Origin of the sequence: Colwellia maritima, from assembly GCF_022669015.1 — a bacterium.
GTDB lineage: Bacteria > Pseudomonadota > Gammaproteobacteria > Enterobacterales > Alteromonadaceae > Colwellia > Colwellia maritima.
In genome coordinates, this window is record NZ_JAKKSL010000002.1 from 296861 (window position 1) to 309443 (window position 12583).

Consider the following 12583-nt stretch of genomic DNA (forward strand, 5'->3'; position numbering starts at 1 on the left):
TAATAGTTATTGTTAACACAGACTTTAATGCAATGATTGAAGCTTATGAATGTCTCGACCAGTATTTTCCGCTATTAGAAATATGTTTTTTTAATATGGATAAAGACAAGTCAACATCTCGACTTTCAATTGCAGACATAATTTCTCTGTGTTCAATTAAACTTTGTTCGACTCTAGCTTGGCTTATAGGTAAATTAACATGCATAATTTGCAAAACAATTCTCTTTTGTCGCCATAACTCAACCGCACTTTTATTATAGTGTTGGCTATACATTGTCCAATGAAAATAGGTATCTAAATTACGATAGGTAACATGGTCGCCTTCCTCAATCTTTTCCATCTCACTTAATATTTCTTCAAGTGTTTGTATTTGCTCTTTAGAGTGTTCTAAAACAAACCACTCAATAAGGTAAGGGTCGAGCAACTGTAAAATTTCAAAAACATCACGCATAGCATTGTGTTCAAACTTAGTTACTCTCGCACCGCTATTAGGGCTAACCGTAACAAAACCCTCGCCTTGAAGTTGCTTTAACGCTTCTCGAATAGGATTGACACTCGTGTTATATCTTTTCGATAATTTTGTGGTTACTAATCTGTCCCCGCCGACGAAAACACCATCCGCTATATCTTTGATTATTAGAGTATATATTGATTTGTCATCAAACAATAATGGCGACAACAAACCTTGATCTTTGGCTAAAAACATATTTTCAAATATTAATATTTATTTTGTAAATAAATATTCTAACAAAATTACTAAATTAACAACCATTAACTTTGTTTTATCCCTTAATAATTAATCTTCATTGTTTGGTTTTGTATTTATAGCACATAAATAAACCATATTATACAACAAATATATATTTGAATGGTTGATTTGTTTAAAATTGTGTGCAATATTGTATTGGAATATATGTTAAGCATTTACTTAGTCACATTAAAAATATAAATAATGGGGAATTATGAACAACTTTAGTTTGAGACTTAAATATAACAAGGTAGCTTCAGCGATAGCATTAGTAACGTTGGGGGCTATCGCGCCATCGTCTTATGCGTTTACTGAAGATAATCAAGAGACAGAAGTCATTGAAGTGCGTGGTATTCGGGGCGCTTTAGCAAGTGCAGCTAATATTAAACGTGAATCGAGTGGTGTCGTTGACGCGATCACCGCTGAAGATATTGGTAAATTTCCAGATACTAACTTAGCAGAATCTTTACAACGCATCACGGGCGTTTCTATTGATCGTGCTAATAATGAAGGGAATCAAGTGTCTGTACGTGGTTTTGGTCCAACATTTAACTTGGTAACATTAAACAACAGACAAATGCCAACCTCGTCAACTTTATTATCAAATGGCATTAATCGCAGCTTTAATTTTAGAGAAATTGCAGCAGAAAGTGTCTCTGGTGTTGAAGTTTACAAAACAGGTAAAGCCCATGTAGCCTCGGGTGGTATTGGTGCCACAATTAACGTGCAAACGGCTAAACCGTTTAATTATGATGGTTTTAAAGCTGTTGCAAGTGTTAAAGGGGTTGTTGATACCAGTGTAGATAAAGGTGATAGCGTAACACCTGAGATGTCGGGCATGATAAGCAATACATTCATGGACAGTAAGTTTGGTGTTTTACTTGCTCTATCTCATGCTGAAAGAGATAGTCATAAAGAAAGAGTTGGTTCACAGGGGTGGATTCCTGAACGTGGTTCAAATGTCAATAAAAGTGGTATCGATTCTTCTTTAAATCCAAATGGAACCCATTGGGCGCCATTGACTATGGATGCTGATAATCATGATTACGAACGCGAAAGACAAAATGGGCAGATAGTACTTCAATATGCCCCTACTGATACGTTAACAGCAACAGTCGATTATACAATGTCTCGTTTCAAAGAAATAGACAATATGACGCGAACTAGCTTTTGTTTGGATGGTGATACAGGGGGGGATGCGGATGCAAATGGCACCGTAACTAATCCATTTAGAAATGATGATGAATTAAACTTTTGGGCGTTTCACTTTCTTAATGAAACAGAGAATGATTCAATTGGTTTAAATTTAGAGTGGATTGCCTCTGATTCCTTGAGCTTTAATTTTGATTATCACGACTCAACATCGCATGCTCAACCTGATGGACAAAATTCAGAATTTATTATTAATTTAAAAAATCCGCGCGTCAACGATACAAATAACGACGGAATACCAGATAGAGGCGGTGTTGATGTTGGTTATACAACAAGCCCTGATGGTCGTCCGAGTGTTTTTTTTGATGCTGCAGATTTACCAGGTCAAGATCCGTTTGCAAAAGAAAATATTGAATTTGATTTATTTCAGAATCGTGGTTTAGAAATTGAAAATAATATTAAGCAATTTCAACTGCAAGGCGAATGGGTTAATAACGGTGATGGTGCACTGGCAAAAATTAGCTTTGGTGTGATGAATACTGATTATCAAATTGACACTAAAATGAGACGTACGATTGCATTTGTACCGGTAGATATATCGACACTCGATCTTCAGTTTAGATCAAGTGAAGGATTTGGAAGTCAAATTGGAGGAAACCAAAATCTTTTTCCTTTACTTGCTGATTTTAATGCACTTGAAGCGTTGGATTTAGTCAAAGAACAAGGTCATTTTTTTGAATTAGACCCAGTATTTAACTCTGTGCAAGAAGAAACTTTTTCAGCCTTTGTCGCCTTTGATTTTATCGGGGATTTCAACGACATTCCTTACACGCTGAATGTTGGTGTACGTTGGGAAGATACCGATGTTAAAGCCGTGTCATTACAACGTGAAATAACAGCACTTAATTATGTGAATACTGTTGGTAGGTTTAGTGAAGTCTTTACACCCGATGTAAATAGTGTGAGCCTTGAAGGGGGCTATACACGTTTATTGCCGAATGTTGATTTCAGCTTAGAACTTACTGATGAAATAATGGCAAGGTTTTCTTATAGTTCAACATTAAGCCGACCGGATATCTCGTCTTTGTTCCCATCAACAACTATCGATGCGCGTCCTACAGGGCCTTATAATGCTTCTGTCGGTAATCCTAATTTAAAGCCGTTAGATTCTCAGAATATAGATTTAAGTCTTGAGTGGTATTACGACGAAGGAAGCTATATTTCTGCAGGATACTTTATTAAATACGTAGAAAACTTTATTGGAGTTACGACTAGAGAAGGCACAATGCCTGATGTCAATGGTAATCCGTTAACTGATCCGAGTATTAATCCTCGTCCTGGTTGTCCAGATGAAGTGGTAGGTGGTAACCCTGCTTGTTTCTCGACCCAAGATGATCCTGCTATAAACTTTCAAATTGCAACACCGGGTAATCTAGATGATGCCCAAATTGATGGTTGGGAATTGAACTTACAGCATATGTTCGGAGAATCGGGCTTTGGTGTTGTTGCAAACTATACCGCGGTTGATGGTGATGTTGTATACGACGTATATGATGTTAATAATACTTTTGCGTTAACTGGTTTAAGTGACTCAGCTAACCTTATTGGTTTTTATGAAAAAAATGGATTGCAAATTAGGCTTGCCTATAACTGGCGAGATGATTTTTTATTAGCTTTATATCAGCCACAACGTGGCGAACCAACCTTTGTTGAAGAATATGGCCAATGGGATATCAATGCGAGTTATGAGGTATCTGAAGCAGTGTCTGTTTTTGTCGAAGGGATAAATATTACGGAAGAAGTTACAAGACAGCATGGACGTTTTAAAGATCAATTATTAAGTTATGATCAATACGGTGCTCGTTATAACGTAGGTGTTACAGTTAAATTTTAATAGTTAGCTTATAGCATGTGCCCTAGCATGCTTTTTGAGGTTACTACATTGGTGTAGTAACCTCTTTTTACTCAATTACGACTACCAACGTTGTACCATTATTTCTAATGTACGCAGTAAATAGGACAATGAATATGAATAAAAAGCCTTATACATTTCGAACCTTATTAAAACTTATTAGCTTGTTAAGTTTTGTTTTTATTTTTTCAATTCAGGCACAAACACAACCAAATATCATACTAGTAATCGCTGATGATTTAAGTTGGGATGATTTAGGTGCGTATGGTCATGAAACTGTAAAAACACCTAATTTAGATAAAATGGCTGAAAAAGGAATGAAATTTGACAACGCCTACTTGACTGCTAGTTCATGTAGCCCTAGCCGTTCAAGTATCATCACAGGCAGATATCCTCATAATACTGATGCAGAACAGCTACATTGGGCGTTACCTGCTGCACAAATAACCTTTAGTGAAAAGTTACAAGAGGCGGGTTATTGGACTGCTGCTGCAGGTAAATGGCACTTGGGTGATGAAGTTGTTGACCGGTTTGATGTTGTTCATGAATCTCGTTTCGGTAAAGATGAACCTTCAGGAACTGATAAGTGGTTAGGTTTACTTGATGAACGCCCTAAAGATAAACCATTCTTTCTTTGGTTAGCTTCTTGGGATGCACACAGACCCTTTTTTGAAGGAGAACATCCGGTTAAATACACTCAAGAGGATGTAAGAATGCCACCTTATTATCCTGCAACTGAATTATACCTAAATGACTTTGCCGCTTATTATAATGAAGTGTCTCGTTTAGATTATGTTGTTGGTCAAATTGTTAAAAAATTAGAAAACCAAGGAGTAGCGGATAATACATTAATTGTATTTATTGCTGATAACGGCAGGCCATATGCTCGAGATAAAGCAACATTATATGATTCAGGTGTAAAAACACCTTTTATTGCTTATTGGCCTAATGGGATCTCTCTTTGCCGGTACAGTCAGCAAAAGTATCATTAGTTCAATTGATATTGCGCCTACCTTTCTTACTTTAGCGAATGCTGAACTATCTTCTACACTAGAAGGTAAAACACTAACGCCATTATTTAAAGCACCAAATACACCTTTTAGAAAATATGCATTTTCTGAACGTAATTGGCATGACTTTGAAGATCATGGTCGCTCTGTTCGATCAGAAAAATATCGTTACATTCGCAATAATTATAACGATTTACCTGCAACTCCAAGTGCAGACACTGTATATCATAAAACATGGGCAGAACTTGTTAGATTAAATAAGCAAGGAGCTTTAACTAACGCCCAGTCAAGACCATTTTTAGCACCTCGTCCTAAAGAAGAGCTATACGATCTTACAAGTGATCCTTATGAGTTAAATAACTTAGCAAGCAATAAAGAATATTCAAATATTTTAATGGAGCATAGCGAAGCACTAGAACAATGGATAAAACAAACAAACGATTTTATTCCAAGTTTTAGAACCCATGATGATTTTGATAGAGAAACGGGGGCTATTACTAAATATAGAAAAAGAAATCCTCGTCCTTCAAAAATGCAAATGTATAAGGCAACAGGAAAATATTAAGCGATTATATTAATGGTCAATTTATTGTAACAACGATGAATTAACAGGATAGCTGTTAGCTAAAATAGTTACTGTAAAAGAATGTCAGAACAGAGTATATAGCTATTGTTGAAAGTAAAAAAAGGGAGTATTCAATAGATTACTCCCTTTTTTTATATTTATTTTACAGGTTGATTTTATAAGAGAACATATTGTTCATTTATATGTATTGTTGTATTGTTTACAATTAATAGTTTTCAATATGTCAAAAGGTTATTTATGAAAACCAAAAAACACTTTGTCGTTTCTATTATTGCACTCTCAGTGTTATCAGGGTGTCAATCTAGTACGGTAAATCAAGATAAAAGCCAAAAGATAAATACAGATATTTCCTTTATAGATGTTTCTAAACAGATAGGTCTTATTTCACAACCTGCTTGGAAATACGGAGGGCCTTCCGTGTCGGATATTAATAACGATGGATACTACGATTTTCTCCTAACAAATCATGATACCACGCCAATTCGTTTGTTTATGGCAAACGGTGATAATACCTATACACGTGAAAATGATATTTTTAAAAAGGCTGATTTGCATGGTATTTCGGCAGGTGATTATGATTTAGATGGTGATAATGACGTACTTATTTCGTTGGGGGGAGGAAACGGAAAAACACCTCAACCACAACGTTTACTACGTAACGATAACGGCAATTTTGTGGATGTAACGGTTGGCCGGTATTTCTAAAATGGGGGCTCGTGGGCGTTCAGTAAGATGGGTTGATTTGGATAATGATGGCGATTTAGATTTTTTACAAATTAATGCTGAAAAAATGGTGAATGAAGCAGCGCCACGAAATATCTTATTTGAAAATAATGGTGATAGTACCTTTACTTATCGAAAAAATTCAACATTTGAAGATATTGATGCAGAACGTGTATTAATAACGGATATTAACAATGATAATTTTGCAGACATGATTGCATTCAACACCTATGCAGAGGCAAGTGTATGGTTAGGGAATAATGATTTTACTTTTAAAAACGTAACTGAAGATTATTTTCCCAAAGCATCAGATAACTACACTGGCGTTGTATCAGTTGCACAAGCCGATATTGATAATGATGGTGATTTAGATTATTACTTTGCTAGAGGCAAACTGCTTTACACTATTGCTAACAACAGTCTATCGTTTAACAAGGAAGAAGGGAGATTAGATATTCGTGATGAAGGCAACAAAAGCCATGATGGTATAACGCTGCATGCAAAAAGTGATATAGACTTATCAGGCTTCTATCATTTTCCGCGTGCGAGACGGTTAAAAAGTATGCCTGTGTTTATAGGCGCCACTAAAACAGAAATTGACACACCCGTTAGTACCGTTAAAATCACCCAAAAGCAAGCATTAGGCTTCCCTGAGAAAATAGATAAAACGGGATGGTATTTAGGATACACAGGTAATGGTACATGGCGCTTAGAATGGATGCTTACAGATAATGTTGCGTGGGATGTACGAGCGTCTATTAAAGGATTAACTCATTATACCCCAGACTGGACACCACAAAACAGAAACATTCAAGATGTACTTTTACGTAACGATGGCAACAAATTTACTGATATTTCATCTGTTTTACCGCCAGAAACCAATCATAACAATTGGGGCGTAACCCCAGGCGATTTCAATAATGATGGCTTTAATGATTTTTTTGTTTATCGATTTGGTGAACTAAAAGAACGTATCGCAGATGTGATGTTACTTAATAACGGAGACGGAACATTTACAACACAAGTGATGATAAATGCGACAACTGAAATAGGCCAAAACTCTCATGGTGATATGGGAACGGCATTTGATTACAACTTAGATGGTAAAATAGATTTGTTGAGTGGTGATGACGATAATGGCTTATGGCACTTATATGAAAATAACACACCGATGGATGATAATCACTTTTTACTCACACGTATCGGTTATTCAACAACTGGAATTGATCCTCTTGGTGCAAAGGTAACGATAGTTACTGATTCTGGCCTGCAAACAAAACTTATAGGCTCTACGAGTGCATCACATTCTCAAAGTGTATTAAACATTGCTCATTTTGGTTTAGCTAATGACAACCTGGTGAAATCTGTCAATGTGCGGTGGCGTGATGGTAGTGAAATTACTCTTAACAATGTGTTAAGTGATCACATAAGTAATATTGGAAATATTAATCCTAAAAAATAAACGATTGATTAGTAAGATATATTTTGTGTGGTTAACTAGGGGCTGTTGAGCTTTCGAGATTGTTTTTGCAGCATTTTTGTTGGGTATTTATACAAGGCTGAGCCTTTGTAATGTGGTTGTTCCACATAAAAAGGCGATAACGCCGTAAAAATGACCAACAAACGCTGTCCGAAGGATTCGGCTAAAAACGTTTTACTCTTTGTTGAGTAGTATTTGCTTAGAATGACTAGGCTACACACTACTCGCCGCGATTAAAACGTTTTTATCTCGAATAAAATTTAACCGCGAAAGATCAACAGACCCTAGTGTTTAATAAATAGTTGACTGCACTATTTAATATTGTTTTGTAAACTGAATTTTTGTTGAATCTAATTATACTTTCCCAGATAAAATATTCCTGCTAAGTTAACGCTGAAAAGTTAATCCTGTTAAGTTAATCGTGAAAAGTAGGGAGTTGCATGAAAGGAATAGTTGAAACAGATAGATTGGTTATCAGACCATTCAACCTCGATGATGCAGAGTTTATTGTTAAATTATTAAATGAAGAATCTTTCATTCGTTATATAGCCGATAAAAATGTACGTACGAATGCTGATGCGATCAACTATCTAATCCAAGGTCCTATTGCTAGTTATCAAACACATGGGTTCGGTTTAAAACTCGTGCACTTAAAACATTCAGGCCCGCCAATAGGTATGTGTGGTTTACTTAAACGAGCTGAGTTAGATTATCCTGACTTAGGTTATGCTTTTTTACCTGAATTTTGGGGGTGTGGATATGCAAACGAGGCGGCGAATTTTATACTTAAAGAAGAGGTTGATACTTATTCTTTACAAACTGTTTTGGCATTAACCTCACGTGACAATCATAGCTCTAACAACCTATTAAAAAAGGTTGGTTTCACTTTAATAGGAACCCAAGAACTCTATGGTTTACAAAACAACTTATATGAATACCAATCTTAAATCACACTCGTTAATTTTGATGTTGAATATAAAATAGCAGTGTAAAAGTTACACTGCTTTTGTTTTACAGATTTTAATTATTATTTATCATTACTAATAATAGTAATAGGGTAGATATGATTGTTATACATATCGCCATTACTGGAGGTAAATGAAACATTTAGATAATAAAAGTGACCTGTCGGCAGTTCAGCTGTTGGTGTTAACCCTTCAAGTGAAAAGGTCATACTTGAGCTACCTGATTCAGTATTTAACGCGCTCGCATCTGTTTTAATGATGTCTTTAGCGGGTATCCATTTATACTTGAACTCGCGTAACCAATAACGTATGCCACCTTCATCAGCGGAGATAACATGGTTATCTATACCCGCATGATAATTCGCCGTTAATTTTATATTGTCTCCAACCTTAAAGGCAGTGTTCTTGATTTTATCTGCATCAACAATTTCAATGTAAGGTTTAATTAAAGGTGCTACTGTCAGTTGAATTTCATCTTGAATACGTTCATCACTTTGTGATGTAGCCTTAATTGTGACTGTACCGGCAGTGATGGCAGTGACATTACCGTTGGGGGTAACTGTGGCAATGTCCTCGTTAGTGCTTGTCCAATGTAACTTAGCGTTATCTGGAAATTCAGGCGTTATTGTAGTGTTGAGTTGTAGCGTGTTTCCAAAGCAACTAAATGTAACTTATTGGTTTTTATAGCGACGGATTCTATGGGTTTTGGATACCATTTAACCACACGAACTTCATTACTAGTTGACAAGTTATTGGCAGGACTTGTCGCGGTAATCGTTGCTGTTTGGTCAACGATATTGCTTGCAGTATCGTTAATCGAACCTGTCGCGGATAGTACACCATGCTTATCAATAGTGACGATGGACTTGTTACTTGAAGACCATATTATACTTTGATTCGCATTTTTGGGTTGAATATCAGTAGATAATTTAATTGATGTGCCTTGACGAATTTCTTGTATCGGTGTTGTTATGTTAATAACGTCTGGATCTACCTTGTCTGTAGCAAAGAGTTGATTGGCTTTTTTATTTTCAATTACAACAGTTTCACCATTTCGCCACCTTACCTTGATACTTTCAATTAAAGTTTCTGTTCCAAGTCCAAAATGGACGATATTTAGTAAACTTTGTGAAAAAATAGCACCTGCTGAGCCAACGCGTTTGCGATACTCTTTTGTAGACGTTTTAACAATAACTTCTGCAGAAATAGGATCTATGTTAGATGTTGGCGAATATCCAACTTTGACAAGTGCATAATGATTATTATTCTGCTCAGTGTTTGTAGTAGGGGAAGAATTGTTGAGATTTATTTCATCATTAGCATACAAATACCATTCACCATCTTCGCTACCATTGAGTAAATCAAGATCGCCATCTAGATCAAAATCAAAAGCCTGACCCATATCACCATTACCTGGTCCGCCAACATCATTAGCGCCATGCATAGTGACTGTTTCAAAATGTCCTTTACCTGTGTTTAATAACATGAAATCAGAGATTCTTTTACCGATTAACCCCGATATACAAATAAGTCTTGATAACTGTCGTTATTGAAATCACCTGTAGTTACACCTAATGCATTGCCGCCAGAAGGAATATTCCATGCTTTTGTTACATCAACAAATTTACCATTGTCATTGCGCAATAATACGTCAGAAATATTTCTATTTTCAGGTTCAAATTCAAGATTTACGTTGTTAACACCTGACAAACTAAATTTAAAAGTCCAAAAAATATTATCGTTACGTACTAACGCGGCTTTCCACTGTTTAGTACCGTTATCGTTATCTCCAACGTAACCAAAATACACACCATTCGCTGAGATATCGTCAGGCCAACCTTGCGCGTTTGTCGCTTCAATATTGAATTCTTCACCTGGAGAAAGTACAAATGCAGATTTTTTTCTGCCTAAATAGATTGGGTAATCTTTACCCTTGAAAACGCCTTGAGTTAAGTAGTTATATTGATGAAACTTTATTGTGTCGTTGGTAGTAAATTCAAATTTATCCACCCCTTTGTAACCACGAGGTTTTATCGAAAATTCTTTTGTTATTGGGTCATGGTCAACTGAAGGTGCTTCGCCAAAACCATGTTCAAAAACTTTGCCTCTAGCGAGGTACAAGTCAAGATCGCCATCGTTATCTATATCAATATCCGTTAGTGCCATAATATTACTCATTTGGGCAATATTTCCAGGAATTTGCTCTGTTATATCAGTAAAAGTAAAGTTACCGTTGCCTTGCCAAATAGACAACGGACTATAAAGAATAATATCGTCTATATTGTCGTTATTAATATCAGTGATTAGCGCGCGAGATGGCTCTTGATCTTGTAACCCTTGCCTACCGATGTATATTCAAATGTGCCGTCACCTAAATTTTTATAAAAAAAATGTTGAGGTTTAGCATGCTTAAGACTTGCTTCATTAATCAGCATTAAATCCAGATCGCCATCAAGATCCATATCTGACCATTTTGCACCTCGACCTCTGCCACCTTTGTCAATGTTAACATCGCCGGTATTAAGAACTAGTTTTCCGTTTTTGTTAGTATAAAAAAGCGCCTTAGATGGGTTAGTGCCATTACCACCACCCATAGTTAATACAAGGTCTAGATCACCGTCGTTATCATAATCACCCATTGCTGTGCCATGTAAATCATGCATAAACCAAGCGCGATAGGTTTTTATTGTGTTTGGTCACTGTACCATTACCATTGTTCCAATACAGTTTGGTTTCTTTATTATGATTATTGACGATAAAGTCATAATCCCCATCGTGATCAATATCAGCAATGGTTGGGCCGCCATATTTAAGTGAACTAACTTTATCGATCCCCGCTTTAACTGAAATGTCTTTATAGGAAGGTATAGAGAAGTCATTCACGTCTTCTAACGTTAAGCTTTCTATGGTTAAGGCTGCATTAGTTGTTTTTAACGTTAAATTAATATCACCTAAGGTACTAAATTGCACAAGTGCATTTAAGGTATGCTGCCCCTTTGATGGCACGTTTAAGTTGTCTATCAATAAAATGTCATTTTCATATAAACTAAGTTGTGCATAGGTTCCAGGGTTATTTAGATGAATATTAATTTTTTTAATAAACTACCACTCGCGGAGTAATTTATGGTTACCGGCTCATTCGGTTTAACCACTGTATTATGGGAGATTACTGTTGAGTTATCACAGGCAGTTAATGTGAGCGCACATAAAAAAAACCAAATGTATTTAGTGATTTGAAAGGGGGTGTTTTTATATATCATGTTTAATTTAAACTTATTGTTTATTATTTATTGTTTACAATTTATACCTATAAATGTGGTGGTAGTCCGGCGTTAAATCATCGAACTGTTTATTGTTGATTGTTTACAATTTGTGTAGTATGTTGTGGTCACAATTAAAGCGCATAAATACATGAGTTACATTATGGATAAAAACATTTCACGCCGATCGGTTTTAAAGTTTGTTGCTCTTTGGGGTTGCAGCAACAGGGGTGAGTAGTTGCACAAATTTATCAAACCCTCATTCGTCAGTGGACCGTAAAAAGGCATCGTCTATCAAAAATGGCATTTTGGCTGTAAAAGATAATTGGGCAAATACCCACGACCGAGTATGGTTAGGTGGCGAGTTTTGGGCTAACCCCATGGAAAACTGGTGTGTAAAAAATGGTGCTGCTGAATGTGTATCTCGTGGAGGCAATCGTAGTATTCACTCATTAACCCATCAATTGGCTGATTTTACAAAAAATTTCGAAGTATCTGTTGTTATTCAACGCTTAGAAGAAAATAAAAACGATGGTGGTCTTGGTATTCGTTTAGGTGCTCGCAGTGATATAAACGAATATCGAAGTAACTGTTTTGAACAAAGTGGTTATGATCTTGGAATTAAAAATAATGAGTTAGTGTTAGGAGATAAAAGTACAGCATTAAGCGATAGTATTAATGATAATGACATAAAATTGCAGTTGATTGCAAAACCCGCCTAGGTGCTGTAATACTGTCCTTAACCGC

13 protein-coding genes and 2 pseudogenes are annotated in these 12583 nt (G+C 36.0%); 7 read left to right on the forward strand and 8 right to left on the reverse strand.

What is annotated here, in order from left to right; translation table 11 throughout:
• Positions 1–43 precede the first annotated feature (43 nt).
• On the reverse strand, positions 44–706 hold the full coding sequence (locus L3081_RS11465) for a GntR family transcriptional regulator (protein WP_242286238.1): 663 nt from the start codon (positions 704–706) through the stop codon (positions 44–46).
• Positions 707–962: 256 nt separating this feature from the next.
• On the opposite strand from L3081_RS11465, the gene L3081_RS11470 reads away from it, so the two are divergent.
• The 5 genes from L3081_RS11470 (at position 963) to L3081_RS11490 (ending at position 7593) form a co-directional block, all read left to right on the forward strand.
• Positions 963–3794: a TonB-dependent receptor gene (locus L3081_RS11470; RefSeq protein ID WP_242286241.1), complete on the forward strand. Its 2832-nt coding sequence runs from the start codon at positions 963–965 to the stop codon at positions 3792–3794.
• Between the two features lie 134 nt (positions 3795–3928).
• On the forward strand, positions 3929–4804 hold the full coding sequence (locus L3081_RS11475) for a sulfatase-like hydrolase/transferase (protein ID WP_242286243.1): 876 nt from the start codon (positions 3929–3931) through the stop codon (positions 4802–4804).
• Entirely contained in the window at positions 4761–5387 is a 627-nt protein-coding gene (locus L3081_RS11480) for a sulfatase/phosphatase domain-containing protein (RefSeq protein ID WP_242286245.1), read from the forward strand. Before L3081_RS11475 ends, L3081_RS11480 begins: the two co-directional genes overlap by 44 nt.
• A gap of 258 nt (positions 5388–5645) precedes the next feature.
• Positions 5646–6113 carry an FG-GAP repeat domain-containing protein gene (locus L3081_RS11485; RefSeq protein ID WP_242286247.1) on the forward strand — a complete coding sequence of 156 codons (468 nt, stop codon included), beginning with the start codon at positions 5646–5648 and terminating at the stop codon, positions 6111–6113.
• The gene (locus L3081_RS11490) at positions 6097–7593 is read left to right on the forward strand and encodes a CRTAC1 family protein (protein ID WP_242286249.1); all 1497 of its coding nucleotides are present in this window, start codon (positions 6097–6099) and stop codon (positions 7591–7593) included. Before L3081_RS11485 ends, L3081_RS11490 begins: the two co-directional genes overlap by 17 nt.
• 31 nt (positions 7594–7624) lie before the next feature.
• On the opposite strand, the pseudogene L3081_RS11495 reads toward L3081_RS11490, so the two are convergent.
• A pseudogene (locus tag L3081_RS11495) lies at positions 7625–7832 on the reverse strand (hypothetical protein).
• A gap of 219 nt (positions 7833–8051) precedes the next feature.
• Between L3081_RS11495 and L3081_RS11500 the strand changes: the two are divergent.
• Entirely contained in the window at positions 8052–8558 is a 507-nt protein-coding gene (locus L3081_RS11500) for a GNAT family N-acetyltransferase (RefSeq protein WP_242286251.1), read from the forward strand.
• Between the two features lie 80 nt (positions 8559–8638).
• On the opposite strand, the gene L3081_RS11505 is transcribed toward L3081_RS11500, so the two are convergent.
• The 6 genes and pseudogenes from L3081_RS11505 to L3081_RS11525 all read right to left on the reverse strand — a co-directional run bounded on the left by L3081_RS11505 (position 8639) and on the right by L3081_RS11525 (position 11600).
• Positions 8639–8785 (reverse strand): hypothetical protein, encoded by a 147-nt coding sequence (locus tag L3081_RS11505; protein ID WP_242286253.1) that lies wholly within the window; start codon positions 8783–8785, stop codon positions 8639–8641.
• A gap of 342 nt (positions 8786–9127) precedes the next feature.
• Positions 9128–9202 (reverse strand): annotated as a pseudogene (locus L3081_RS29055) (hypothetical protein); the annotation flags it as partial.
• Entirely contained in the window at positions 9199–10062 is an 864-nt protein-coding gene (locus L3081_RS11510; RefSeq protein ID WP_242286255.1) for an ASPIC/UnbV domain-containing protein, read from the reverse strand. The gene L3081_RS11510 and the pseudogene L3081_RS29055, both read right to left, overlap by 4 nt.
• A gap of 23 nt (positions 10063–10085) precedes the next feature.
• Complete coding sequence (locus L3081_RS11515) at positions 10086–10829, reverse strand: FG-GAP repeat domain-containing protein (RefSeq protein ID WP_242286256.1); 744 nt, start codon at positions 10827–10829, stop codon at positions 10086–10088.
• A 50-nt stretch (positions 10830–10879) separates the two neighbouring features.
• Positions 10880–11239: an FG-GAP-like repeat-containing protein gene (locus tag L3081_RS11520; protein WP_242286258.1), complete on the reverse strand. Its 360-nt coding sequence runs from the start codon at positions 11237–11239 to the stop codon at positions 10880–10882.
• Positions 11232–11600, reverse strand: coding sequence for a hypothetical protein (locus L3081_RS11525; protein ID WP_242286259.1), 369 nt, complete (start codon positions 11598–11600; stop codon positions 11232–11234). Before L3081_RS11525 ends, L3081_RS11520 begins: the two co-directional genes overlap by 8 nt.
• Before the next feature lie 436 nt (positions 11601–12036).
• On the opposite strand from L3081_RS11525, the gene L3081_RS28235 reads away from it, so the two are divergent.
• The gene (locus L3081_RS28235; RefSeq protein WP_338027305.1) at positions 12037–12558 is read left to right on the forward strand and encodes a hypothetical protein; all 522 of its coding nucleotides are present in this window, start codon (positions 12037–12039) and stop codon (positions 12556–12558) included.
• Positions 12559–12583: the final 25 nt, after the last annotated feature.